Origin of the sequence: Modestobacter sp. VKM Ac-2985, assembly GCF_026967925.1 — a bacterium.
GTDB lineage: Bacteria > Actinomycetota > Actinomycetes > Mycobacteriales > Geodermatophilaceae > Modestobacter.
This window is the reverse complement of sequence record NZ_JAPVBI010000002.1, coordinates 459,083-483,179: the sequence shown is the minus strand read 5'-3', so window position 1 is coordinate 483,179 and position 24,097 is coordinate 459,083. Positions and strand designations below refer to the sequence as shown.

Annotated in this window: 25 protein-coding genes; 14 read left to right on the top strand and 11 right to left on the bottom strand. The window is 75.3% G+C overall.

Features of this window, described 5'->3' with window-relative positions:
• The first annotated feature begins 81 nt into the window (after positions 1–81).
• Complete coding sequence (locus O2V61_RS11500; protein ID WP_269183445.1) at positions 82–663, top strand: YdeI/OmpD-associated family protein; 582 nt, start codon at positions 82–84, stop codon at positions 661–663.
• 18 nt (positions 664–681) lie between these two features.
• Here the strand turns inward: O2V61_RS11500 and O2V61_RS11495 are convergent, their stop codons facing one another.
• Together O2V61_RS11495 and O2V61_RS11490 are read right to left on the bottom strand one after the other, a co-directional pair.
• Positions 682–1,686 carry a C40 family peptidase gene (locus tag O2V61_RS11495; protein ID WP_269183444.1) on the bottom strand — a complete coding sequence of 335 codons (1,005 nt, stop codon included), beginning with the start codon at positions 1,684–1,686 and terminating at the stop codon, positions 682–684.
• Between the two features lie 328 nt (positions 1,687–2,014).
• The gene (locus O2V61_RS11490; protein ID WP_269183443.1) at positions 2,015–2,320 is read right to left on the bottom strand and encodes a hypothetical protein; all 306 of its coding nucleotides are present in this window, start codon (positions 2,318–2,320) and stop codon (positions 2,015–2,017) included.
• A gap of 323 nt (positions 2,321–2,643) precedes the next feature.
• Between O2V61_RS11490 and O2V61_RS11485 the strand changes: the two genes are divergently transcribed.
• From O2V61_RS11485 to O2V61_RS11475, 3 genes are all read left to right on the top strand, one after another.
• Positions 2,644–3,651: an ABC transporter substrate-binding protein gene (locus tag O2V61_RS11485; protein ID WP_269183442.1), complete on the top strand. Its 1,008-nt coding sequence runs from the start codon at positions 2,644–2,646 to the stop codon at positions 3,649–3,651.
• Between the two features lie 61 nt (positions 3,652–3,712).
• Positions 3,713–3,937 (top strand): hypothetical protein, encoded by a 225-nt coding sequence (locus O2V61_RS11480; protein ID WP_269183441.1) that lies wholly within the window; start codon positions 3,713–3,715, stop codon positions 3,935–3,937.
• 37 nt (positions 3,938–3,974) lie between these two features.
• Entirely contained in the window at positions 3,975–4,130 is a 156-nt protein-coding gene (locus tag O2V61_RS11475; RefSeq protein ID WP_269183440.1) for a hypothetical protein, read from the top strand.
• Between the two features lie 42 nt (positions 4,131–4,172).
• Here O2V61_RS11475 and O2V61_RS11470 read toward each other — a convergent pair whose 3' ends face one another.
• Positions 4,173–5,561, bottom strand: coding sequence for a metallopeptidase TldD-related protein (locus O2V61_RS11470; protein ID WP_269183439.1), 1,389 nt, complete (start codon positions 5,559–5,561; stop codon positions 4,173–4,175).
• On the bottom strand, positions 5,558–7,069 hold the full coding sequence (locus O2V61_RS11465; RefSeq protein WP_269183438.1) for a TldD/PmbA family protein: 1,512 nt from the start codon (positions 7,067–7,069) through the stop codon (positions 5,558–5,560). Before O2V61_RS11465 ends, O2V61_RS11470 begins: the two co-directional genes overlap by 4 nt.
• A gap of 151 nt (positions 7,070–7,220) precedes the next feature.
• Between O2V61_RS11465 and O2V61_RS11460 the strand changes: the two genes are divergently transcribed.
• Positions 7,221–8,024 carry an MBL fold metallo-hydrolase gene (locus O2V61_RS11460; protein ID WP_269183437.1) on the top strand — a complete coding sequence of 268 codons (804 nt, stop codon included), beginning with the start codon at positions 7,221–7,223 and terminating at the stop codon, positions 8,022–8,024.
• A gap of 12 nt (positions 8,025–8,036) precedes the next feature.
• Here the strand turns inward: O2V61_RS11460 and O2V61_RS11455 are convergent, their stop codons facing one another.
• From O2V61_RS11455 to O2V61_RS11445, 3 genes are all read right to left on the bottom strand, one after another.
• On the bottom strand, positions 8,037–8,861 hold the full coding sequence (locus tag O2V61_RS11455; RefSeq protein ID WP_269183436.1) for a sulfite exporter TauE/SafE family protein: 825 nt from the start codon (positions 8,859–8,861) through the stop codon (positions 8,037–8,039).
• Positions 8,862–8,874: 13 nt separating this feature from the next.
• Positions 8,875–9,975 (bottom strand): flavin-containing monooxygenase, encoded by a 1,101-nt coding sequence (locus tag O2V61_RS11450; protein WP_269183435.1) that lies wholly within the window; start codon positions 9,973–9,975, stop codon positions 8,875–8,877.
• Positions 9,976–10,054: 79 nt separating this feature from the next.
• Positions 10,055–10,852, bottom strand: a complete 798-nt coding sequence (locus tag O2V61_RS11445) for an SDR family NAD(P)-dependent oxidoreductase (RefSeq protein WP_269183434.1) — start codon at positions 10,850–10,852, stop codon at positions 10,055–10,057.
• Positions 10,853–10,954: 102 nt separating this feature from the next.
• Here O2V61_RS11445 and O2V61_RS11440 point away from each other — a divergent pair, with 102 nt between their 5' ends.
• On the top strand, positions 10,955–11,557 hold the full coding sequence (locus O2V61_RS11440) for a TetR/AcrR family transcriptional regulator (protein ID WP_269183433.1): 603 nt from the start codon (positions 10,955–10,957) through the stop codon (positions 11,555–11,557).
• Between the two features lie 289 nt (positions 11,558–11,846).
• Entirely contained in the window at positions 11,847–13,289 is a 1,443-nt protein-coding gene (locus O2V61_RS11435; protein ID WP_269183432.1) for a dihydrolipoyl dehydrogenase family protein, read from the top strand.
• On the opposite strand, the gene O2V61_RS11430 is transcribed toward O2V61_RS11435, so the two are convergent.
• A complete protein-coding gene (locus O2V61_RS11430; protein WP_269183431.1) occupies positions 13,271–13,894 on the bottom strand; it encodes a CDP-alcohol phosphatidyltransferase family protein in 624 nt (207 codons plus the stop codon). The two genes, O2V61_RS11435 and O2V61_RS11430, sit on opposite strands and share 19 nt — an antisense overlap.
• Before the next feature lie 132 nt (positions 13,895–14,026).
• On the opposite strand from O2V61_RS11430, the gene O2V61_RS11425 reads away from it, so the two are divergent.
• Genes O2V61_RS11425 through O2V61_RS11410 form a run of 4 tightly spaced genes read left to right on the top strand, consistent with a single transcriptional unit; the run spans position 14,027 to position 17,989 of the window.
• Positions 14,027–15,268, top strand: a complete 1,242-nt coding sequence (locus O2V61_RS11425) for an ABC transporter substrate-binding protein (RefSeq protein ID WP_269183430.1) — start codon at positions 14,027–14,029, stop codon at positions 15,266–15,268.
• A complete protein-coding gene (locus O2V61_RS11420) occupies positions 15,265–16,119 on the top strand; it encodes an ABC transporter permease subunit (RefSeq protein ID WP_269183429.1) in 855 nt (284 codons plus the stop codon). The genes O2V61_RS11425 and O2V61_RS11420 overlap by 4 nt, the downstream gene beginning before the upstream one ends.
• Positions 16,116–16,907 (top strand): ABC transporter permease, encoded by a 792-nt coding sequence (locus tag O2V61_RS11415; RefSeq protein WP_269183428.1) that lies wholly within the window; start codon positions 16,116–16,118, stop codon positions 16,905–16,907. The genes O2V61_RS11420 and O2V61_RS11415 overlap by 4 nt, the downstream gene beginning before the upstream one ends.
• Positions 16,904–17,989: an ABC transporter ATP-binding protein gene (locus O2V61_RS11410; RefSeq protein ID WP_269183427.1), complete on the top strand. Its 1,086-nt coding sequence runs from the start codon at positions 16,904–16,906 to the stop codon at positions 17,987–17,989. The genes O2V61_RS11415 and O2V61_RS11410 overlap by 4 nt, the downstream gene beginning before the upstream one ends.
• Here the strand turns inward: O2V61_RS11410 and O2V61_RS11405 are convergent.
• From O2V61_RS11405 to O2V61_RS11395, 3 genes are all read right to left on the bottom strand, one after another.
• Entirely contained in the window at positions 17,966–19,366 is a 1,401-nt protein-coding gene (locus O2V61_RS11405) for a radical SAM protein (protein ID WP_269183426.1), read from the bottom strand. The genes O2V61_RS11410 and O2V61_RS11405 overlap by 24 nt on opposite strands.
• 197 nt (positions 19,367–19,563) lie before the next feature.
• Positions 19,564–20,481: a DUF559 domain-containing protein gene (locus tag O2V61_RS11400; RefSeq protein WP_269183425.1), complete on the bottom strand. Its 918-nt coding sequence runs from the start codon at positions 20,479–20,481 to the stop codon at positions 19,564–19,566.
• A 123-nt stretch (positions 20,482–20,604) separates the two neighbouring features.
• Positions 20,605–21,897 (bottom strand): amidohydrolase family protein, encoded by a 1,293-nt coding sequence (locus O2V61_RS11395; RefSeq protein ID WP_269183424.1) that lies wholly within the window; start codon positions 21,895–21,897, stop codon positions 20,605–20,607.
• Between the two features lie 71 nt (positions 21,898–21,968).
• On the opposite strand from O2V61_RS11395, the gene O2V61_RS11390 reads away from it, so the two are divergent.
• The 3 genes from O2V61_RS11390 to O2V61_RS11380 are packed head-to-tail and all read left to right on the top strand — an operon-like array spanning position 21,969 to position 24,000.
• Positions 21,969–22,646 (top strand): DedA family protein, encoded by a 678-nt coding sequence (locus tag O2V61_RS11390; protein WP_269183423.1) that lies wholly within the window; start codon positions 21,969–21,971, stop codon positions 22,644–22,646.
• Positions 22,643–23,323: an HAD family hydrolase gene (locus O2V61_RS11385; protein ID WP_269183422.1), complete on the top strand. Its 681-nt coding sequence runs from the start codon at positions 22,643–22,645 to the stop codon at positions 23,321–23,323. The genes O2V61_RS11390 and O2V61_RS11385 overlap by 4 nt, the downstream gene beginning before the upstream one ends.
• Complete coding sequence (locus tag O2V61_RS11380) at positions 23,320–24,000, top strand: alpha/beta hydrolase family protein (protein ID WP_269183421.1); 681 nt, start codon at positions 23,320–23,322, stop codon at positions 23,998–24,000. Before O2V61_RS11385 ends, O2V61_RS11380 begins: the two co-directional genes overlap by 4 nt.
• Positions 24,001–24,097: the final 97 nt, after the last annotated feature.

Sequence of the window (24,097 nt, the reverse complement as noted above, 5' to 3'; positions counted from 1 at the left end):
GCGGTAGCCGACCGGCCGCCCGGACAAACCGCACGCCCGATCCCCTGGACGACGCCGGCGCGGCTGCGGACGATGACCGGCGTGGCCGACGAGAGCACGTTCCAGAGCCGGGCGTTCGCCACCGCCGCCGACTTCGACGCCTGGCTGGCCGCCGAGCACGACCGGGCCCCGGGGCTGTTCCTCAGGATCGCCAAGAAGTCGGCGGGCATCCCGTCGCTGACCGCGGCCGAGGCGGTCGAGGTGGCGCTGTGCCACGGCTGGATCGACGGCCGGGCCAACCGGGTGGACGACGACTGGTTCACCGTCCGGTACACGCCGCGGCGGGCGAAGAGCGTCTGGTCGCAGAAGAACGTGGCGACCGTGGCCCGGCTGGTCGCCGAGGGCCGGATGCGCCCGGCGGGGCTGGCCGCGGTGGAGGCCGCGCAGGCCGACGGCCGCTGGGACCGCGCCTACGCCGGCCCCGCCACGATCACCGTGCCCGAGGACCTGACCGCGGCGCTGGCCGCCGCGCCCGGGGCCGCCGAGGCGTTCGCCGGGCTCGACGGGGCGAACCGGTACGCCGTGCTGTGGCGGGTGCACACCGCCGCGACCCCGCAGACCCGGGCGAAGCGGATCGCGGCCTGCGTCCAGCTGCTCGCCGAGGGCCGCCTCCTCCACGAGTGAGCCCAGCGCGGTCCTTCCTCAGCCGGTGACGCGGCGGGCGCTGACGTAGCCGCCCTTGTCCACGCTGGTGACCGCGACCGGCCGGCCGGAGACGCTGGCGTGCACCATCTGGCCGTTGCCGATGTACATGCCGACGTGGCTGATCGGCGAGTAGAAGAAGACCAGGTCGCCGGGCTGCAGGTCCGCCCGCGAGACGGCGACGCCCAGCTGTGACTGGGCGCGGCTGGAGTGCGGCAGCGAGATGCCTGCCGCGGCGTAGGCGTACTGGGTGAGTCCGGAGCAGTCGAAGGAGTCCGGGCCCTCGGCGCCGATGCCGTACATGTCGCCGATCTGGGCGAGCGCGGTCTGCACGGCGACCCCGGCGGCCGCGGTGGGGGCCGGTGCGGGGGCGGGGGCGGCGACCTCGGGACCGGAGATGACGTTGTGCACCCGCACCTGGTCGGCGGCCGACAGCCGGGCGAGGTCGGCCTGGTAGCCGGCGAGCTCGCCCTCCAGCTGCTCCATCTGCGCCCGCAGCTCCGCCTCCGCCGCCGTCGCGGCCGCCGCGGCCGCGGTGGCCTGCTGCTGCGCCTGCTCGGCGGCCGACCGGGCGGTGGCGGCCGTGGCGACGATGGCGTCCGCGTGCGTGGCCAGCTGGTCCAGGGTGTTCATCTGCTGGATCAGGTCGTCGGCCGAGCCGCTGGTCAGGAAGGCGGCGAGCCGGCCGCGGGTGGTGCCGACGTAGCCGGTCTGGGCGATCGCCCGCAGCTGCGGCTCCAGCGCCACGAGCTGCTCCTGCGCCTGGGCGGCCGTCGCAGCGGCGGCGTCCGCGGTGGCCTGGTGCTCCTCCGCGGCGGCCTCGGCCTCGTGCACCTGCTCGTCCAGGGCGGTGATCGCCAGCCCGGCGTCGGTGACGGCCTTCCGGGCCTCGCCCGCGGTGCTCGGGGCGGCGGCGCCGACCGACGGGGTCAGGACGACGGCCGCGCCGACGGTCAGCGCGAGAGCGGCAGCGCGCGTCCACCGCCGGTTGGTCGATCGGTTCACTGGACCTCCGTCTGCGCACGTTCCGCCCGGGGAGGGGCGAGGGACTCCGTGCACGTCTCGACGGACGGTAGGGAGATCGCGTTCTTGTCAAGAGGCGCGGCGCGCCGGGACCGATCGGTCCACAGTGGCCCCCTGTCCCACCAGCCTCGCGCGCCCCTCCTGTCCCCGGGTGGGCGGCACGAGGCGATCAGCGACGGCGCCGCACAGCGCGCCGACGGCCACGCAGGTCCCCCGTCCACGACATGGGCGACCCGGGCCGTGGGCCGGAGAACGACGACGAGCCGCCCACCGGTTTCCCGGTGGGCGGCTCGGTCGGAGCAGGTGGAGCTCAGCCGGCGGCCGGCTCCGAGGCGTCCAGGGCCTCGACCGCGGCCACGTCGCGCAGGATCGCGGCCAGCTCTGCCGACGTCCACGCCTCGCAGCAGTCGCAGTCGCCGGTCTCGGTGAAGCTGCGCAGGCCGAGGCTGCCGCCGGCCTGGTCCTCGGCGAGGGAGAGCTGACCGTCCTCCGGGTTGCGGTGGCATCGGCACGACGAGGCGCACATGCCCAGGCCCCAGCCGGACACGATCACGGCCGGGCCGTTGTCGTGGACCTTGCCCACCTGGAAGATCGAGGGCTTCTGGCGGTACGTCATGTCGGGCTCCCCTCGCCGTCCTGCCGGGAGGCAGGGGGTAGTCGTCGGCGTTCGTGGGGAAGTAGACACGAGCTGCGTTTCATGTCCGTGACAACGGGGCATGAAACGCGGTTTGTCGGTCGAGTTCAGCTCAGCTGCCACAACCGACGCGCCGACCCCAGCCGTCCCGCTGGTCCGCTGGCGTCCCGGGCGCCCCTGGGGTCAGCGCCACGGTCGGGCGCCCACCGCACTGACCTGGAGAGACGTACGGCAGCCGAGTGGGCTCGTCCAGGTCAGGTAAGGCTAACCTGTGTCGATCCTGCCGACCGACCGAGGAGCCCCTCGTGACCCGCCGTCCCGCCCCGTTCGCCGCCCTCACCGCCGGCCTCGTCCTCCTCACACTGTCCGGGTGCGGGAGCGAGGACACCGCCGCAGCCCCCAGCGAGGCCGGTACGGCAGCCGCCGACGCGTTCCCGGTGACCATCGACCACCTCTGGGGCAGCACGACGATCGAGGAGGAGCCGGAGCGGGTCGTCGTCCTCGGGGTGACCGACTCCGACCCGGTGCTCGCGCTGGGCACCGTCCCGGTGGCCGTCCAGCCCTACACCTTCTACAGCGAGACCGGCGTCGGCCCGTGGGCCGAGGAGCTCCTCCAGGGGCAGGAGCTGGAGGTCATCCCGTCGACCGGCGACGTGAACGTCGAGCAGATCGCCGCCTACGCCCCCGACCTGATCGTGGGTGTCTCGGCCGGGTTCGACGAGGTCGTCTACGACCAGCTGTCCCAGATCGCCCCGACCCTGGTCCGGCCGGCCGGGACCCGCGCCTACGGCGTCCCGCGCGACGAGGCGACGCGGATGATCGCCCGGGCACTCGGCCAGAAGGAGCGGGCCGAGGAGCTCATCGCCGAGGCCGACGCGGCCTTCGCCGACGCGGTCGCCGAGAACCCGCAGTTCCAGGGCGCCACCGCCACGGTCATGCTGCCGTTCAGCGGCGTGTACGGCGCCTATCTCCCCGCCGACGCCCGCGGTCAGGTGATGGACGAGCTCGGGTTCGAGGTGCCGGCCCCCATCCTGGCCGAGGACACCGGGGAGAGCTTCTACGTGGAGCTGTCCCAGGAGCGGCTCGACCTCGCCGACGGTGACGTGCTCGTCGTCCTCACCGACGACGCCAGCCGGGCGGTGGTCGAGGGCGACGCCGTCCTGCAGGACCTGCCGGTCGTGCGGGAGGGCGGACTCGTCCTGCCGGACCTGGACCTGCGGGGCGCGATGACCTACAACACGGTGCTCTCCGCCCCCTACGCCGTCGCGGAGCTCACCCCGCTGCTGCAGGAAGCGCTCGCCGCCACCCGGTGAGCCGCGCGTGGTCGCCGGTGCATCCGCCGGCGACCGGCGGGGTAGGGGCCCGGCCATGTCGATGAGCACACCGTTCGAGCCGAACCTGCCCGACCGCGACGACGGGATCCCGGCGGCCGATCCCGGAGCCGGTGCTCCCCCGCCGGCCGCGGGCTTCGGCATCGAGGGCGAGGAGCCGGCCGCCCCCGAGGAGGGATCGGACGACGCCGAGGCGACGCCGCCGACCGAGACGGCCTTCCCCACCCCGGACCCGGACGACGTCGGCCGCGGACCCGTCACCCCCTGACCGTTCCGGCCGGCCCGCACGGGGGTACCGGGCGGGCATGACCGAACCCGCCGGCTCCGACCCGGCCACCGAACCCACCTCCACGGACGCCGCCGCGCAGGGCCCCGAGCCGACCGGCGGACCCGTCGACCCGGCGGTCGCCACCTCGAGCCCGGACCCCGGCCAGACCGGCCGCGACCGCCGCGAGGACTGACCCCGTCCGGGCGGCACACCGGCCGCCCGGACGGGTCGCCCGTCAGCTGGCCGGGCTGACCGAGCTCATGTTGAAGTCGGGGACCCGGAGCATCGGCATCGAGGCCCGGGTGAACCAGTCGTTCCACTCCCGCGGCAGGGTCCGCACGCTGCGGCTGGCCTCGGTGGCCCGGCCCAGCAGGTCGACCGGCGACTCGTTGAACCGGAAGTTGTTCACCGCACCGGTCACCTCGCCGTCCTCCACGAGGAAGACGCCGTCCCGGGTCAGGCCGGTGACCAGCAGCGTCTGCGGGTCGACCTCCCGGATGTACCAGAGCGTGGTCAGCAACAGCCCGCGCTCGGTGCGGGCGATCATCTCCGCCTGCGTGGCGGTGGCCTCGGGGTCCTCCAGGACCAGGTTGTCCACCGCCGCGGTCGCCGGTGCCGTCGTCGTCAGCGCCCAGGCCCGGGGCCGGATCAGGTTGGTCAGCACGCCACCCGCGATCCAGTCGACGGCCGGCGTCGCCATGCCGTTGTCGAAGACCGAGGCGCTGCCCGACGAGCCGCCGACCACCTGGAACGGTGCGGTCTCCAGCCCGGGCGCGGACGGGTCGCTGCGCAGGGTCAGCGGGAGCTGCGCCAGCCGGTCGCCGATGCGGTTGCCGCCCCCGGTGCGGGCGTACACGCTGCGACCCTCGTCGGCGTCCCGGGCCTCCATCGCCCAGTAGGTCGGGATCATCAGGTCGCTGACCGTGGACGGCGGCAGCAGCGTCTCGTACCGCCCGGCCGGCAGCTCGACCCGCCGCTGCGACCAGGCCATCTTCTGCTGGACCTCGGCGGCGAGGTCGGCCACCGAGACGTCGGTGAAGTCGCGGGTGCCGACGCCGGCCCACACCGACCGGCCGAAGTCGGTGCTCTTCCCGTTCAGCTCGACCCGCCCGGTCGGCTGGTCGTGCCGCAGGCGCAGGCCGGTGGAGGAGCCCAGGTAGGTGGTGGACAGCTGGTGCTCGGCGAACCCGAAGAGCAGCTCCTCGCGGCCGCGCGCGGCACCGAAGGCCTCGCCCAGCGCCGGGGCGAACTCGGCGAAGACGTCGATCGAGGTCGTGGCGGCCTCGGCGTCCCAGTCGCCGGCGCCCGGGGGCGCCTCGCTGATCAGCGGCATCGCGTCCTCGGCAGGCCCGGCGTCCCGCGCGGCCTGCTCGCTCATCCGCACCAGCTCGGCGACGTCCGGCGTGCCGGTGCGGGCCACCGTGCCGGTGGCCATGCCGGCGCCGCCGTCGACGAAGGAGATGACGACGACCTGCCGGGAGCGCATCGCGCCGTTGGTGGTCAGGCTGTTGCTCGCCCAGCGGAGGTTGGCCTCCGAGCTGTCGGTGACGTAGGTGACCTGCCCGTCCGCGGTCGAGGCGGCCAGCGCCCGCTCGACGAGCTCCTGCGGTGAGACGGCGCTCATCGCCCACCCTCCTGCTTCGTGTTGAGGATGGTCGTGTTCTCGAACAGCGCGGTCGGGCAGCCGTGGCTGACCGGGGCGACCTGGCCGGGCTGGGCCTTGCCGCAGTTGAAGGCGCCGCCGAGCACGTGGGTCTGCGGCCCGCCGACCGCCGTCATCGAGCCCCAGAACTCCGTCGTCGTCGCCTGGTAGGCGACGTCCCGGAGCTGGCCGGCCAGCCGGCCGCCCTCGATCTTGTAGAACCGCTGGCCGGTGAACTGGAAGTTGTACCGCTGCATGTCGATCGACCAGCTGTTGTCCCCGACGACGTAGACGCCGCGCTCGACCCCGCCGATGATCTCCTCGGTGGAGGGGCCGTCCGGGGCGGGCTGCAGCGACACGTTCGCCATCCGCTGCACCGGCACGTGGGCGGCGGAGTCGGCGAAGGCGCAGCCGTTGGAGCGCTCCATCCCGCGCAGCCGTGCCATGTTGCGGTCGACCTGGTAGCCGACGAGCACGCCGTCGCGGACCAGGTCCCACTGCTGCCCGGCGACGCCCTCGTCGTCCCACCCGACGGTGGACAGGCCGTGCTCGGTGGTGCGGTCGCCGGTGACGTGCATCAGCGGCGAGCCGTACTGCAGGCTGCCGAGCTTGTCGACGGTCGCGAAGGACGTGCCGGCGTAGGCGGCCTCGTAGCCGAGCGCGCGGTCCAGCTCGGTGGCGTGGCCGATCGACTCGTGGATGGTCAGCCACAGGTTGGACGGGTCGACGACCAGGTCGTAGCGGCCCGGGTCGACCGAGGGCGCCTTGACCTTCTCCCGGAGCAGCTCGGGGAGCTCGGCCAGCTCACCGCGCCAGTCCCAGCCGGTGCCGGTGAGGTACTCCCAGCCGCGCCCCACCGGCGGGGCCAGCGTGCGCATCGACTCGAAGGTGCCGGTCGCGCGGTCGACGGTGAGCGCGGTGAACTCCGGGTTCACCCGGACCCGCTGCTGGTGGGTGCGCGTGCCGGCCGTGTCGGCGTAGAACTTCTGCTCCTTGACCTGCGAGACGCTGCTCTGCACGTGCTCGACGCCGTCGGCGGCCAGCAGCCCCTCGGAGAGCTCGACCAGCAGGGCGGTCTTCTCCGCGTCCGGGACGGCGAACGGGTCGACGTCGTAGGCCGACACCCACTCCCCGTCGTAGCTGGGCTCGGGGGCCAGCTCGACGCGGTCGGTGTTCATCGCCGCGGAGACCTGGGCGACCGCGACGGCCTCCTCGGCCAGCCGGACCGCCTCGGCGGCGGTGAGCACGACGCCGGCGGCGAAGCCCCAGGTGCCCTCGTGCACGACGCGCACCGCCAGGCCGAGGTCCTCGCCGTCGGCGAGCGCCTCCAGCCGGGCGTCGCGCAGCCGGACGGCCTGGGTGCGGATCCGCTCGACCCGCAGGTCGGCGTGCTCGCAGCCCAGGTCGACCGCGCGGGTCAGCGCCGCATCGGCCAGCGCGGACAAGGGGAGGGCGAGGAAGGACTCGTCGACGGAACGGGGCTGTGCCACGCCCCGTGTCTACCAGCCAGGAGGCGAGTTGGTGAGCCCCGCTACCGATCCGGCCGACGCCGTTGGTCATCCACCGCACCCACTCAGGGCGGGAGAGAGCATCCGGCGACCAACGGCGCATCCTCGGCGGGGGGCGGGGTACCCGCCCGCCATGACCGCACCCGGGGATGACGTCACGCTCACCTTCGGTGGCACGGCCACGACGCTGCTGCGGATCGGGCCGTTCACGCTGCTGACCGACCCGAACTTCCTGCACCGGGGCCAGTGGGCGCACCTGGGCTACGGCCTGCGCAGCCGGCGGCTGACCGACCCGGCGCTCGTCCCCGCCCAGCTGCCGGCGCTGGACGCCGTCCTGCTCAGCCACATGCACGGCGACCACTGGGACCGGGTGGCCACCCGGTCGCTGCCCAGGGAGACCCCGGTGGTGACCACCCCGGAGGCGGCCGACTGCCTGGCGAAGCGGGGCTTCACCCAGACCTCCGACCTGCGGCCCTGGCAGACCCACGAGCTCACCCGCGGGGACGCCGTCCTGCGGGTCACCAGCGTGCCCGGCGTGCACGGCCCCGGGCCGCTCGCCCGGCTGCTGCCGCAGGTGATGGGCAGCGTGCTCGAGCTGGTCCGCGACGGTGCCGTCAGCTGGCGTGGCTACGTCAGCGGCGACACCCTGTACCGGCCGTTCCTCGGCGAGGTGCTGCAGCGGTGCGGCCCGCTGGACGCGATGGTCCCGCACCTGGGCGGCACCAAGGTCGCCGGCATCACGGTGACGATGGACGCCCGCCAGGGTGCGGACCTGGTCGAGCTGCTCACGCCCCCGGTCACCGTGCCGGTGCACTACGACGACTACGGCCTGTTCAAGGACCCGCTGGGGAACTTCGTCGCCGAGGTGGCCGCCCGCCGGGCACCGGGCGAGATCCGCACCGTGGGCCGCGGTCAGACGGTCTCGCTGCGCGCCTGACCGCCCAGGGCCTCAGCCCAGGATCGGGCGCACGTTCTCCGTCCAGACGTCCCAGCCGACCCGGCCGATCAACGCGGTGACGACGACCAGGAAGACGACCCGGATGAAGCGGCTGCCCCGGGCGGTCGCCGTCCGCGCGCCGAGGTAGGCCCCGAGCGTGTTGGCCGCGCCGAGCAGCAGCCCCAGGCCCCAGAAGACCGCGCCGTAGGGGACGAAGAAGAGCAACGCCCCCAGGTTGGTGGCGACGTTGACGATCTTCGCCTTCGCGCTGGCGTGGAGGAAGTCGTACCCCAGCAGCGACACCAGGGCGAACACGAGGAACGACCCGGTGCCCGGTCCCAGGATGCCGTCGTAGAAGCCGATCGCGGCGCCCGTCGCCGCGGCGACGCCGTGGTGGCGACGTCCGCTGTGCCGCAGCGCGGTCACCTCACCCAGGGCGGGGCGCAGCACGGTGAACGCCGCGATCGCGACGAGCGCGACCACGATGACCGGTTTGAACACACTGGCGGGCAACGCCGCGGCCACCGAGGCCCCCGCGAAGCTGCACGCCAGGGCGATCCCCGCCATCGGGAGGGCGGTCCGCAGGTCCGGGTGCACGCGGCGGTGGTAGGTGACGGCGCTCGTCGTGGTGCCGAAGATCGACGCCAGCTTGTTCGTCGCGAGGGCCTGGACCGGGCTGATCCCCGGGACCAGCAGCAGCGCGGGCAGCTGGAGGAGGCCGCCGCCACCGACGACGGCGTCGATCCACCCGGCGGCCAGCGCGGCGAGCAGCACGAGCGCGAGCACCTCGGGGGTCAGGCCCTCGGGGAGCAGACCGCCCGGGACCACGTCGATCATCCCGGGCAGGATCTCATCCCCCCGGCCGGTCTCCGTCCCGCTGCCGGGACCGGCCGCTGCTCCGGGCGATCCGGCGGGCGGTGCGCCGGGCGTCCCGGTCGACGCCGTCGATGATCGAGGAGTTGACCCGGGTCTGCCACGGCAGCCCCATCCAGTGCAGCCCGGCCACCGGCGAGGCCCCGCGGTCGTGCACCGGCTGCCCATCGGCGTCCAGGGCGCCCGGCACGTCGATCCAGCCGGTCTCCGGCAGGAAGCCGGTGCACCACAGCACGGCGGACACCTGCTCGGTCCGCCCGTCGTCCAGGTGCACCCGGTCGCCTCCCGCGCCGACCACCCGCCCGGTCCGCCAGCCGATGACGCCGTCGTCCCGGAGCCGGCGCAGCTCCCGGCCGATGATCGCGTCGCCGCGCCGGCGGATGCCCCGGGCGACCCAGCTGTCGCCGCCGGCGTTGAGCACCCCGGACAGCAGCAGCCACCAGTAGACGCTCACGCCGAGCACCCGCTCCGGCAGGAACCGGGGTTCCCGCGGGCTGAGCACGGTCACCTCGTGGGTGGCCGACAGCTCGACGGCCAGCTGCGCGGCGGAGTTGCCGCCGCCGACGACGAGCACCGGACCCGCGGGGAGGTCGGCGGGCCGGCAGTAGTCCGCGGAGTGCAGCTGGGCGACCGCCGGGTCCAGCTCCTGGGCCGCGGCCGGCACCCGCGGCCGGGCGAACGGGCCGGTGGCCAGCACCACGTGCCGGGCCAGCACCGGCCCCTCCCGGGTCTCGGCGCAGAAGCCCACCGGGTGCGGCGTCAGCCGGGTCACCGGGGTCCAGGACCGCACGGGGACGTCGAGTCGGCGGGCGTAGCGCTGCAGGTGGTCCGCCATCTCGACCCGGTCCGGCGTCGGCGTCGGCCCGGCCGGGAACGCCATCCCCGGCAGGCTGCTGAACCGGCGGGGCGTGAACAGCTGCAGGCTCTCCCAGCGGCGCAACCAGCTGCCCCCGACCTCGGCGGCGTCGACCACCACCACATCGCGGACGCCCTTCCGGGCCAGCCACCAGGCCGTGCCCAGCCCGGCCTGGCCCGCACCGACCACCAGCACGTCGTACACGGACGCCGGAGAGATCACCTGCTGGATCATCCCCGCCCGGTCCGCACCCCACTCCAGGAGGGGAGAGGGCGACCGACCCGACGGCCGCGTGCGTCGCTCACGGGACGGGAGCCGCGGAGACCCTGTCGGCGAAGCGGGGACCGAGCACGCGCAAGAACGGTCCTCTGGGGGTGAGGTGGGCTGCGGCGGCGAGGACTTCGTTGCGTCGGCCGTCCACGACGACGGGACGGTCGGCGTCCAGGGTGTCGAAGAAGGTGGCGACCACCTGGTCCACGCTGCGCCGGCGCAGCCCTGCACCTGCGCTCTCCCCGGCGACGTCGAAGAAGCCGGTGTCGGTCACCGTCGGGGACAGGGCTGCCACCCGGACCCCGGTGCCACGGGTCTCGGCCCACAGCGCCTGCGTCAGGGACAGGACGAACGCCTTGGATGCGGCGTAGGCGGCGAAGCCGGGCGCAGGCATGTACGCGGCCATGCTGGCGATGTTGACCACGGCTCCGTGACCCCGCTCGATCATGGCGGGCAGGAAGCGGGCGGTGAGGTCGGTCAGCGTGGTGCAGTTCAGGGTGATCATGGCGCTCAGCCGGGACAGGTCCTCGGTCTCGGCCAGTCGGCCGCTGAGCCCGAAACCGGCGTTGTTGACCAGGATGTCGACGTGCCGCGCAGCCAACGCCTCCTGTACCCGGGGGCCGGCGTCAGGGGTGGAGAGGTCGACCGGGACGACGAGGACGTCACGACCGCGGTGGGCTCGGATGTCGCCCGCCAGGGCTTCGAGCTTGTCCGCGCTGCGGGCGACGAGCACGACGTCGGCGCCACGGGCGGCCAGGGCCTTCGCGATGCCGGCGCCGATGCCGCCGGAGGCGCCGGTGATCAGTGCGGTGGAACCGGTGACGTCCATGGGGAGCTCCTGTCGGGTCGGGTTTCAGTCCCAATGTGACTAGTTGGCACGATGTGTCATCTTGACCGAGATTGTCAAGGTGCCGTGTGCTGCAATGGGGTCGTGGAGCGACTCACCCCCCGCGAACGGCGGCAGGCCGCCACCCGGCGTTCGCTGGCCGAGCACGCCCTGCGGTTGTTCGCCGCGCGCGGATACGAGGCGACGACGGTCGCCGACATCGCTGATGCCGCGGACATGTCCACGCGCACCTTCTTCCGCCACGTGCGCGACAAGGACGAGGCGATGTTCGCCGCCGACGAAGACGTGTTCGCCGACGTCGTGGAGGCGGCCGCCACCGCCGACCCCGACGTCCCACCCCTGGCCCAGCTCCTGCAAGGGGTACGCGCCCTGGCCGGGTCGGCGGAGAAGGACCCTGAGGTCAAGTGCGCCCGAGAGCGGGTCCTGGACGACAACCCTGCTCTGCGGGCCCGCGACCTCGCTCAGCAGTTGCGTTGGCAGCAGCAGGTCCAGCGCTTCCTGCAGGAGCGAGGTGTCACTGCCGACGAGGCGAGCCTGGCGGCAGGGCTGGTGCTGACGATCTGGCGGGAGTCCTACCGGCGCTGGATCGCGGCCTCGGCCGAGCCCGGGTCGCTGGGGACGTTCCTCGACGCCGTCGTCGCCGAACTCCCTGACCACATCCTGACGTCGGCTGTTCCCGACCGGTAGGTCATCGAGCCATTGCCATGTGATCGCTGACGGGTGGCCGAGCATCAGGCCAGGTCATCTCCTCGCCCTGATCCAGGTCAGGGCGCGGCGCAGCTGAGCAGGCACTCGCTGGATCGCGACGGCCAGTGCGGGGTGGACCTGCTCGGCCTTCCTGCCCGCGGACGACGCCAGCAGCGCCACCAAGCGGCTGGTCCGCTCGACCAGGGTGGTGGCCGCGGCGGGCCCGGACGCGCCTAGCGTTGTCCGACGTGAGCACACCTGCGAAGCCGTTGTCGGCTCCGAGCGCCCGATGAACCGGGAGCCCGCGGTCTGGGACCTGCTCGTCGTCGGTGGCGGCACCGCCGGCATCGTCGCCTCGACCACTGCAGCCTCGCTGGGCGCCCGGGTGCTGCTGGTCGAGCGGGAGCGCACCGGGGGCGACTGCCTGTACACCGGCTGCGTGCCGTCGAAGGCGCTGTTGGCCTCGGCGACGGCGGCGGCCGACGCCCGGGGCGCCGCCCGGCTGGGGGTGGACGTCTCCGGTGTGGAGGTCGACTTCGGCCAGGTCATGATCCACGTGAAACAGGCCATCGCCACGATCGAGCCGGTCGACTCCCCGGCGACCCTGCGCCGCAAGGGCGTGACCGTGCTGACCGGCGACGCCGTGCTCACCGGGCCCGGCCGGGCCACCGTCGACGGCCGGGAGACCAGGTTCCGGGCCGCGGTCATCGCCACCGGCTCCAGTCCGGCGCTCCCGCCCGTCCCCGGCCTCGCCGGCGTCGACCCGCTCACCAACGAGACGGTGTGGGGCCTGACGACGCTGCCGTCCCGGCTGGCGGTGCTCGGTGGCGGGCCGATCGGCTGCGAGCTCGGGCAGGCGTTCGCCCGGCTCGGCGCGCAGGTCACGGTGGTCAACTCCGCCGACCGGCTGCTGGCCGTGGAGAGCGAGGAGGCCTCCGAGCTGGTCACCGCCGCGCTGGTCCGTGACGGCGTCGACGTGCGCAACGGCGCCCGGGCGGTCGCGGTCACCGGTGACCGGGACGGCGGTGCGCTCCAGCTGGCCGACGGCGGCACCGTGCCCTTCGACCGACTGCTGGTGGCCGTGGGGCGCCGGGCCCGCACTGAGAACCTGGGCTGCGCCGCGGCCGGGGTGGAGCTGGCCGAGGACGGCAGCGTGGTCGTCGACGACGCCCTGCGCACCAGCAACCCGCGGGTCTGGGCGGCCGGCGACGTCACCGGTGGCCCGCGGTTCACCCACGTCGCCGGCGTGCGCGGCAGCCTGGCCGCGAGCAACGCGGTGCTCGGACTGCGCCGCCGGGTCGACCCCGTCGTCCCCCGGGTCACCTACACCTCCCCCGAGGTCGCCTCGGTCGGCCTGAGCCCGGCCGAGGGAGCGGCCGCCGGGCTGACCGTGCGGCGCCTCCCGCACACCGAGATCGACCGGGCCATCGCCGAGGACCTCACCGCCGGCTCCGCGACGCTGGTGCACGACCGGCGCGGGCGACTGCGCGGGGCGACCCTGATCGGTCCGCGGGCCGGGGAGAGCCTCGGCGAGCTGACCCTCGCCGTCCGGCAGGGGCTGCGGGTGCAGGACCTCGCCGGCACCACGCACCCCTACCCGACCTACAACGACGCGGCGTGGAACGCCGCCCTCGCCGACGTGCGCGCCCGGCTGCGCGCCCCGGCGGTCCGGCTGGCGCTGCGCGGCCTGGTCCGGTTGCGCGCGGGGCTGGATCAGCGCAGCGCGCGGTGACCCGCCCACATCCGGTGGACGGCGCTGATGCCGACCACCCCGGCCCAGACCCAGGCCAGCTGCCAGGCGAACGCCGGCAGCAGCAGCCACAGCGCGTGCACCACGATCGTCTCGGTGCCCTCGGCCAGGCCGCCGAGGAAGGACAGCGAACGGCCGTCGTCCAGCTGCCGGCCGGCCCGCTCGGCGAGCGAGGAGAAGGCCAGGAACGCCGCGCCGTTGACGTAGTAGGCCAGCAGCACGGCGGCGAACGGCTCCCACGGGTCACCACTGGCAGCCACGCCGAGCGCGACGCCCAGCACGCCGGCGCCGTAGACACCGAAGTCCGCGGTGATGTCGAAGAACCCGCCCGCGCCGGCGTCCCCGGGGGCACCCGCCGCGTGCCGCCGCCGGGCCAGCGGGCCGTCCAGCCCGTCGGCCAGCCGGGACACCAGCCAGAGGGCCAGCGCCGGCCACCACAGGGTCGCCGCCGCGGCGGCGGCGCTGCCCAGGCCCAGCACCAGGCCGGCGGCGGTCAGCCGGTCCGGGCTCACCCAGGAGCGGTCCAGCACGCCGGCGACCCGGGCGAGCGGCCGGTCGAGCACCCGCCGCGCGGCAGCGTCGAGCACCCGGTCTCCGATCCTCGCCCAGCACGTGGACCCGGTGGCGGGGCACCATCGGGTAGGGCACGATCTTGGCGCAGCCCCGGGGCCGCGGCCACCCCGCCGGCCGGGCGGACCGACGCCAGGGAGGCACCACCCGTGACCGTGCTCCACCGCTGGTACGGCCGTGCGCTGGTCGCAGCGTGCGCCCCGGTCGTCGTCCTGACCGGGTGCGCCGCGCCGGACGCGGCGGCGCCGGTGGCGGAGGACCGCTCCTGGGACGACGTCCTCGCCGAGGCCGACGGGCAGACGGTCGACCTGTGGATGTACGGCGGCGACGTGCAGGGCAACGCCTACGTCGACGACGTGCTGGCTCCCGCGGCGGTCGAGCTGGGCGTGACCCTGCGCCGGGTGCCGATCGCCGACACCGGCGATGCGGTCAACCGCGTCCTCTCCGAGCGGCAGGCCGGCGTCACCGAGGGCGAGGTGGACCTGGTCTGGGTGAACGGCGACAACTTCGCCACCGGGCGCCAGGCGGGCGCCTGGCTGTGCGACTGGACGTCGATGCTGCCCGCCATGGCCGGCACCGACCCCGACGACCCGCTGCTGACCAGCGACTTCGGCACCCCGGTCGACGGCTGCGAGGCGCCCTGGCACAAGGCCCAGTTCAGCCTGGTGTACGACGCCGCACGGGTGCCCGACCCGCCGACGACGCTGGCCGGGGTGCTCGACTGGGCGGAGGCCAACCCGGGCCGGTTCACCTACCCGGCCCCGCCGGACTTCACCGGCTCGGCGTTCCTGCGCCAGGTGCTCTACAGCGTGTCCGGCGGCGTCGACGAGGTGCCGCTGGAGCACTCGGCCGAGGCCTACGACGAGCTGAGCCCGGCGCTCTACGACCGGCTGGCCGAGCTGGCGCCCGCGCTGTGGCGCGGCGGGGACACCTACCCGCAGACCCAGCAGGAGCTCGACCGGTTGTTCGCCGACGGCCAGGTGGACATGACCATGACCTACGGCCCGGCGACGCTGGACGACCTGGTCGCCGACGGCACCTTCCCGGAGACGACCCGGGTGCTCACGCTGGAGGAGGGCACGCTGGGCAACGCCAGCTTCCTGGCGATCCCGTCCACCTCCGGCGACCAGGCCGGCGCGATGGTCGTCGCCGACCTGGCGCTCTCACCGGAGCAGCAGCTGGCCAAGGCCCGCCCGGAGGTCTGGGGGCAGTTCACCGTGCTGGACCTGGACCGGCTCGACGACGACGCGCGGGCCGGGTTCGAGGCGTTGCCCGAGTCACCGGTGGTGCCCAGCTACGAGGAGCTCTCCGCCGGCGCGGACCCGGAGCTCTCGGCCGACTGGGTGACGCCGCTGGACGACGGCTGGCGGCGCGAGGTCGCGGCCGGGTGACCGCAGCCGGCCGGTCCGGCGCCGGGTCCCGCCGCGCGACCCTGCTGGTGCTGCCCGCTGTGGTGCCGGTGGTGGTCGTCGTCGGTGCCGCCCTGACCTCCGCCGTCCTGCTGAGCCTGGGCCTGACCCCGCTGGTCGGCCGGCCGGAGCTGTCCCTGGACGCCTGGCGGGCCACGGAGCTGGGCACCTCGATCCGGCTGTCGCTGGCGATCGCGGCCGGGGCGACGGCGGTGGCCACCGTGGTCGGGCTCTGCCTGGCGCTGGCCGTGACCGCCGGGGCGCGGCGGAGCCGGCTGCTGGCCACGCTCAGCTCGCTGACCATCCCCGTCCCGCACCTCGTGGGCGCAGCGGCGATGGGGCTGCTGCTGGCCGACGCCGGGTTCCTGCCCCGACTGCTGGGCATCGCCCCCGCGGACTGGCCGGCGCTGGTGGGCGGCCGCTGGTGGATCGCGGTCGGTGCCGAGTACGCCTGGAAGGAGTCGGCGTTCATCGCCCTGGTGGTCGCCGGGGCGCTCAGCAGCCGGGTGGCCTCCTACACCGAGACCGCCGCGCTGCTGGGCGCCGGCCGGTGGGCCCGCTTCCGGCACGTCACCCTCCCGCTGGCCGCCCCGGCGCTGGCCGCCTCCGCGGCGGTGAGCTTCGTCTACACGCTGGGCTCCTACGAGGTCGCCGCCCTGCTGGGCCGCCCCGCACCGGAGCCGCTGCCGGTGCTCGCCGTCCGGCTGTTCACCTCCATCGACCTCGCCGCCCGGCCCCAGGCCGCCGCGGTCGCGGTCACCACGTCGGCGCTGGGGCTGGTGGCCGTGCTGGTCGCGCTCCGGTCGCTGCGCCGGCTGGCGGCCGAGCAGTGAGCGCACCGGTGCTCGTCTCCCGGCTCGGCTCCCGACTGGGGCGCGGCGCGCTCGCCGTCTGGCTGGTGCTCCCGTTGGTACCGCTGCTGCTGTGGGCCGCCGCCGACCGCTGGTCGGCGCCGGCCCTGCTGCCCCAGGCCTGGGGGACGACCGGGCTGGCCGAGGCCCGGGCCGCCGGCGCCGGTCCCGCCGCCGTCCGGTCGGCGGTGCTCGGGACGGCGGTGGCCCTGCTGGCCACCCCGCTGGGCGCGCTGGCCGGCCGGGCGCTGACCTCGGGCGCCCTGCGCGCGCCCGGGCTGGTGTTCGGGGTGCTGCTCTCCCCGCTGGTGCTGCCGCCCTTCGCCGTCGCGCTCGGGCTGGACGTGCTGCTGCTGCGGCTCCGGGTGCCTGCCGAGGTCGGGCTGGTGCTGCTGCTGACCGTGGCGGCGATCCCGTACACGACCGTGGTGATGCGGGCCGCGTACGCCGCCCACGACCGGCACCACGACGAGGAGGCCCGGCTGCTCGGCGCCTCCGCCTGGCGGGTGGTGCGCTCGGTGCAGCTGCCGCTGCTGGCCCCGGCGATCGCGGGCGCGGCGTTCCTGGCGTTCCTGGTCGGGTGGAGCGACTACGTCGTGACCCTGCTCGTCGGCGGTGGCCGGCTGGTCACCCTGCCGCTGCTGGTCGGCGCCGCCGCCTCGGCCACCGGCAACGACGCCCAGGTGGCGGTGCTGGCGCTGTCGGCGGTGCTGCCCCCGGTCGCACTGCTCGTCGTGATCGGCTCGATCGGCCGGCGGGCCCGGCGGTGAGCGGCTCGCTGCAGCTGACCGGGCTCACCCGGGTGCACACCGCCGGGGCCGCACCGGCCCTGGACGACCTGACCCTCGCCGTCCCGGCCGGGTCGTGCGTGGCGGTGCTGGGCCCGTCCGGTTCGGGGAAGAGCACGGTGCTGCGGCTGACCGCCGGGCTGGACACCCCGACCCGGGGCAGCGTGCACCTCGACGGCCGGGACCTGGCCGGCGTCGTCCCGGAGCGGCGCGGGATGGCGATGGTCTTCCAGCGCCCGCTGCTGTTCCCCCACCTGTCGGTGCGGGACAACGTCGGCTTCGCCGACCGGGTGCGCGGCCTGCCCCGGCGGCAGGTGCGGGAGAGCGCCGAGCGGTACCTCGAGCTGGTCCAGCTGGGCGGGTTCGGCCACCGGCCGGCGCGGGCGCTGTCCGGCGGCCAGGCGCAGCGGGTGGCGCTGGCCCGGGCGCTCGCGGCCGAGCCTCGGGTGCTGCTGCTGGACGAGCCGTTCAGCGCGCTGGACACCGGGCTGCGCCAGGAGATGCACGAGCTGCTGGCCGACCTCCGGCTGCGGCTCGCCCCCACGGTGCTGCTGGTCACCCACGACCCGGCGGAGGCCGACGCGCTGGCCGACACCGTCGCGGTGCTCGACGCCGGCCGGCTGCAGCAGCTGGGGCCGATGCGGGAGCTGTACACGCGGCCCCGGTCGCTGGCGGTCAGCCGCCTGCTCGGCGGGCGCACCGAGGTGCCCGGGACCGTCGCCGGCGGCCGGCACCGCTCCGCACTCGGCGACCTCGAGCTCCCGGCACCTGCCGCGGAGGGCCGGGGGGTGCTCGTCGTCCGCCCGGAGGCGGTCACCCTCGTCGCCGCCGCGGACGCCGACGCCCGCGGCACCGTGGTGCAGGTCCGCCGGCGGGGGCTGCGGTCCCTGGTCACCGTCGAGGTGGCCGGAGCCGAGCCGGCCGCCGTGGACGCCGAGCTGCCGCCGGGCCAGGAGGCCGTCGTCGGCGCGGAGGTCGGGCTGCGGATCCCGCTCGGTGCCCGCTGCGTCGTCCCCCTGGCCGACCCGCGGGAGGTCGCCTCAGCCCACGACGGTCAGCGGTAGCAGCGTGCGCAGCTGCGCGTTCTCCGCCAGGTCGAGCACCGAGTGCTGCGCGCAGGCCGGCACCAGCTCGCCGGTCTCCGGGTGGGCCATCGAGTAGGTGCAGGCGGCGAGCCGCTCCTGGGTGGCGCGCAGCTGCGGGTCGGTGGCCTGCTCCCCGCGCTGCATCAGCTCCCAGGCCGGGCCGACCTGCGCGGCGTCCATGAAGCTGTGCACCTCGAACGTCATGAGGCCCAGGGCACCGCTCCGGGCGGCCCGCACCAGCGCGCGGGCCCCACCGGCCCGGCGCGCCGTGCGCCGCGCCCAGCCCAGCGCGACCGGCAGGTCGGCGGGGTGCCGGCGCAGCACCCGGAGCAGCTTGCCGACCAGCGGCAGCGGGGCCGTGCCGCCGAAGGCCACGCCGCCGAAGTGCGCGAAGAAGCGGTCGCGGGCCGCGCGGTCGTGGGCGTCGTCCGGGTCGATCACCCCGTGCCAGCGACCGGCGACCAGGAAGCCGAACGCGACCCGGTTGCAGCGCGGGTCGCCGAACTCGATCCCCTCGTGCGGCACCCGGTGGCCCAGCGCCTGCTCCAGCTGCGCCCAGACCGCGTCGACGTCGACCGCGGTGTAGGACTCCTTCCACCGACGGTCGTCCCCGACGTGCGCGGCCGGCTGGAAGCTCATCATCGAGAAGCCCATCGGCAGCACCGCGCGCACCGTCTCGGCCACCTGGTCCAGGTTGGCCGGGGTGACCGTCATGTTGTGCGCCAGGTAGTACTGCAGGCCCGTCTCGGCGCGCAGGTCGCGGAACATCTGCACGAACCGCTCGCGGAACGGGTGCAGCTCGGCCTCCGACCGGGGCTTGACCGCGCCGCGGCGGCCGCGCATCAGCATGTCGAAGTGCGCCGCGAAGCTCACCCGGTCGAACCGCAGCCGCCCGTCGCCGTCGGTGACCAGCGCGCGCAGGTACTCGGGGTCGAAGTCACCGTGGGTCATCGACATCGGCGACCGCCCGTGCGCCCGCATGGCCTGCAGCGCCGCGGCGTGGTCGTCCGGCGGCAGCAGGCTCACCTCGCCGCCGATCAGCTGGGCGTGGGCGTAGGGGCCGCGCCGCTGCTTCAGGTAGGCCATCTGCTGCTCGACCTGGTCGACGGTGTGCTGCCCGTCGACCCGCACCTTGTTGGCGTCGGCGGAGTGGTAGCAGGGCGTGCAGGTCAGGTTGCACTTCGGGAACACGCCGTGGGTGCCCTCGCAGCCGACCGCGTGCCGGCCCAGGCTCTGCGCCGGCGTCTGCACGTGCGCCGGCAGCGCCGCCCAGCGTTCGGCCAGCGCCCGCGCCGTCTCCGGGTGCACCGGCCGGGTGCGGGCGGCGATGCCCCGCAGTCGTCCGAGCAGCGTCATCGCAGCCTCCCCTCACGCGCGCCGTCGGCGCCTCGCCGGCCAACGGTAGCCGGGACACGACGGGCCCACCGGCCGCTCCACCGGCCGCTCCGGGCGGCCGCTACGGGCGGCCGCTACGGGCGGGCACTGTGCGGCTGCTGCCCGGTTCGGCACCCGACCGGGCACGGGGCGCACAGTGCTCCCGGGCACGTCTCGGGTCAGCGGCGGAACAGGTCTCGGCGGCACGCGTGGGCGGCGGCGATCTCCCGTTGGCAGGCAGCCGGCTCGCGGGTCAGCCGCGCGTAGCTGAAGCGCAGCACCAGCCAGCCGAGCGCGGCCAGTGCCGCGTCCCGCCGCAGGTCGCGTTCCCGCGCCTCCCGGCTGCCGTGGAACGCCGCACCGTCGAGCTCCACCGCGAGCATCAGCTCCGGCCAGGCGGCGTCCAGGAACACCACGCCCCGGGGCAGCTGCACGCGGTGCTGCTGCACGCACGGTGGGAGTCCGGGGACGTCGAGCACGTGGGCCATGCCCCAGATCTCCAGCTCGCTGTGCGACCCGCCGGCCACCTGCCCGACCAGCTCGACCAGCGCCGCCCGACCGGGCAGCTGCGGCCGACGGGCCAGCTGCCCGTGCAGCACCGGCGCCGTGACCCGCCGCTCACGGACCGCGGTGATCACCCCCGCCCGGGCGACGTCCCGGTCCCGTGCGCCTCGCCGTCCGCCGTGTGCCTGACCCCAGGCGTCCACCAGCGCCCGGGCCAGGGGGCTGACCGGCAGCCCGTCGACCCGGAGGGCGGACAGCCCGGTCACCCGGTGCACCGTCAGCAGGCGCGTCCGGGCGGGGGCCCGGCGCCGCGCGTCGATCGACACGTGCACCCGGTCGACCTCCGGCGCCAGCCCGTGCGCCGTCAGCGCTGACGCGTGGCTGAGCACCCCGCCGGTGGACAGGGTCGCGGCCAGCGCCCGGGTGCGCCAGCGCCCCGCGCACTCCGGCAGGACGACGACGTGCGGCAGCGGCCGCAGCAGCCGTCCGCCGGCGATCCACCGGGAGACGCTGGTCGAGCCGCTGCGCCCGGCCAGGTCGGCGATGCACGCGACGCCGTCGGGTCCGAGGAGCGCACGCAGGTCGACCACCACGGAGCGTGAGCGTGCCGCGGCCACGCCGGCGCCGCCGACGCCCTGTGGACGGCGCCGGGCACTGTGCGCTCCGTGCCCGTTCCGCCGCTGGAACGGGCAGTCAGCGCACAGTGCCCCGCGGCATCAGCGCCCCGCGAGGCGCATCGCGCGGGTCTGGACGTCGGCGCGCAGCTCGGCTTCGTCGACCGTCGTGGACACGCCGTCGGCCAGCACCTGGCGGCCGGCGACCCAGGTGTCGCGCACGTGCCGGGAGCCCACCGACCAGACCAGGTGGGTCAGCAGGTCGGTGATCTCGCCGACCGGCACGAAGGCGATGTCCTCGGTGTCCACGTGCACCAGGTCCGCGCGCCGTCCGGCGGTCAGCTGGCCGAGGTCGTCGCGGCCGATCGCCGCGGCCGCCCCACCGGTGGCCAGCCAGAACGCCTCCGGGGCGGTGAGCGCGGTGGCGTCCCCCTCGCGCAGCCGGGCCAGCTGGGCAGCGAGCCGGAGGTCCTCGAACAGGTCGAGGTTGTCGTTGGACGCCGGGCCGTCGGTGCCCATGCCCACCCGGATGCCGAGATCGAGCATGTCCCGCAGCCGGGCGGTGCCGCTGGCCAGCTTGGTGTTGCTGCTCGGGCAGTGCGCGACGGCGACGTCGTACTCCCGCCAGAGCTCCAGGTCGCCGTCGTCCATGTGCACGCAGTGGGCGGCCAGCACCCGGCCACCGAGCACGTCGTGCGCGGCGAGCAGCTGCGGCACGCTCAGGCCGTGCTGGGCCAGCAGGCCCGCGCCCTCGGTGGCGGTCTCGGCGACGTGGGTGGTCAGCAGCAGGCCGTGCTCGCGTGCCACCTCGGCCGCCTGGGTGAGCACCGGCAGCGGCACCGTGTAGGCCGAGTGCGGGCCGATGCCCCACTCGACCTGCTCGTCCCCGGTGCCGGCGGAGTCCGTGGCGCGGGCGAGCTGCGCGTCGAACGTGCCGAACCCGGGCAGCCCGATCAGCGGGTGGGTGATGACGCCACGGGCGCCGGTGCGCCGCACCGCCGCGGCCATCCGGTCGGGGTGGAAGTACATCTCCACGCTGGTGGTCACCCCGTGCCGCAGCATCTCCGCCGACGCGGCGGTCATCGCCACCTCGACGTCCTCGGGGGTGAGCCGGGCCTCGCGCGGCCACATCACCTCGTTCAGCCACCGGTCCAGCGGCAGCCCCTCGCCCTGGCCGCGGAACAGCACCATCGGCGCGTGCGAGTGGGTGTTGACCATGCCGGGCGTGAGCACGCCGCGCAGCGCGGTGACCTCGGCGTCCCCGGCCGGCGGGGCCTCGGCCGCCGGCCCGACCCAGCTGATCAGACCGTCCTCGACGTCCAGCACGGCATCCGGGACGACGGTGCCGGCGCGGTCCCCGACCACGACGGCGCGAGCGGTGAAGCGGTGCACCATGAGCGCAGACCCTACGGTCGCCCCGGCCCGGCAGCAGGGCGGCGCACAGGCGCCGCCGATACCGTGGAGCCATGTCCGTCCTCGCCGCCGCTGCATCCGACGAAGGCGGTATCACCGGCTTCCTGCTCGACCTCATCGACCGGCTCGGGGCGGTGGGCGTCGGCCTGACCATCCTGATCGAGACGGTCGTCCCGCCGATCCCCAGCGAGGTCGTGCTCGGGGCCGCGGGGGTGCTGATCAACGACGGGCGGATGTCCCTCGTGCCGGTCATCATCTGGGCCACCGTCGGCTCGGTGCTCGGGGCGCTGGTCCTCTACTGGGTGGGCCGGCTGTTCGGTCCCCGCCGGTCGCACGCCTTCCTCGACCGGCTGCCGCTGGTCGAGACCGCCGACGTGGACCGGTCCTTCGAGTGGTTCGCCCGGCACGGCCGCGCCGCGGTCTTCTTCGGCCGGATGGTGCCGATCGTGCGCAGCTTCGTCTCGGTCCCGGCCGGCGTCGTCAAGATGCCGATGCCGCAGTTCCTGCTCTTCACCGCCGCCGGCAGCCTGCTGTGGAACAGCCTGCTCATCGGCCTGGGCGTCGCCGCGGGCGACTTCGTGCAGGCCAACCTCCAGTACCTGGACTACGTCGTGGTCGTGGCGGTCGTCGCCGCAGTGGCCTGGTTCGTCTACAAGAAGGTGACCGGGCAGTTCCGGCGACCACCCACGGCCGGTGCCGACCTGCCCGTCGACGAGCGGGACCAGGCGTGAGCACCCCGCGCACCCGGCCGGACGTCGTCGCCTTCGACGTCAACGAGACCCTGCTCGACATCAGCCCCCTCGGGGCGGCCCTGGCCGAACAGGGCCAGTCGGCCGACCTGCTCTCCGCCGTCTTCTCCCGCGCCCTGCTGACCGGGTTCGCCGCCACCACAGCCGGCACCTGGTTCCCCTTCCGGGCCGCCTTCGAGACCTCGGTCGCCCAGGTGACCGGGTTGCCGGCCGACGCCTGCGCCGCGGTGGCCGGCTCCTTCATGGAGCTGTCCCCCCACCCGGACGTCGAACCCGCTCTCCGCCTGCTCACCGCGGCCGGGGTCCGGGTGGTGACGCTGAGCCACGGGTCGCCCGGGGTGGCCGAGGCGGGCCTGACCCGCGGCGGGGTGTCCGCGCTGGTCGAACGGACACTGACCTCGGAGTCGATCCGCGCGTGGAAGCCCAACCGGGAGGCCTACCTGTGGGCGGCCGGCGTCTGCGGCGTGGCACCGGAACGGATGGCGCTCGTCGCGGCGCACTCCTGGGACGTGCTCGGCGCCGGGCGGGCCGGGCTCACCACCGGCTTCACCTCCGGCCGGTCGGAGAAGGTGTTCGCCGACGTCTACGCGCCGCCGCACGTGCAGGGCGGGTCGCTGGTCGAGGTGGTCGAGGGGCTGCTCGCCCTGCCCCCGGCGTGACCACCGGGGAGGTCCCCACCCCGTTCGGCCCGGCCCATGTGCACCGCGCGGAGCCCGCGGGCGACGCTCGCGGCACCCTGGTGCTGGGTCACGGCGCCGGCGGCGGGTCCGGCTCCACCGACCTGCTGGCCGTCACCGCCGCCGCCGGTGCGGCCGGCTGGCGGGTGCTCCGCGTCGACCAGCCCTGGGTGGTGGCCGGCAAGCGGATCGCCCCGGCCCCGGCCCGGCTGGACGAGGGCTGGACGGCGGTGCTCGGCACCCTGCGCGCCGACGGCCTGCTGACCGGCCCGCTGGTGCTGGGCGGACGCAGCGCCGGCGCCCGGGTGGCCTGCCGGACGGCGACGGCGCAGGGGGCCGCCGCCGTGCTGGCCCTGGCCTTCCCGCTGCACCCGCCGGGCAGGCCGGAGAAGAGCCGCGCGGCGGAGCTGCACCAGGTCGCCGTCCCGCTGCTGGTGGTGCAGGGCGCCACCGACGCGTTCGGCCGCCCCGCGGAGGTGGTCACGGCGCTGGCCGGCCACCCGGGGGAGGTCCGGGCCGTTCCGGGCGACCACGCGCTGAGGAAGGACCCTGACCTGGTCGCTGCTGCCGTCGCGGACTGGCTGACCGGGCAGCCGTGGGACCACTCCCGCCAGACGCCCTCTCCACACGGTCCCGTCAGCTCGGACCCGGTCAGCTGACGCCTGCCCGGCCGGGAGGGAAGCACCCCGAGCGCTTGTGCTCTGCTCACCAGGAGTGAGCAGAGCACAAGCGGCCGCAGCGTGCTCCCCGTCCGGG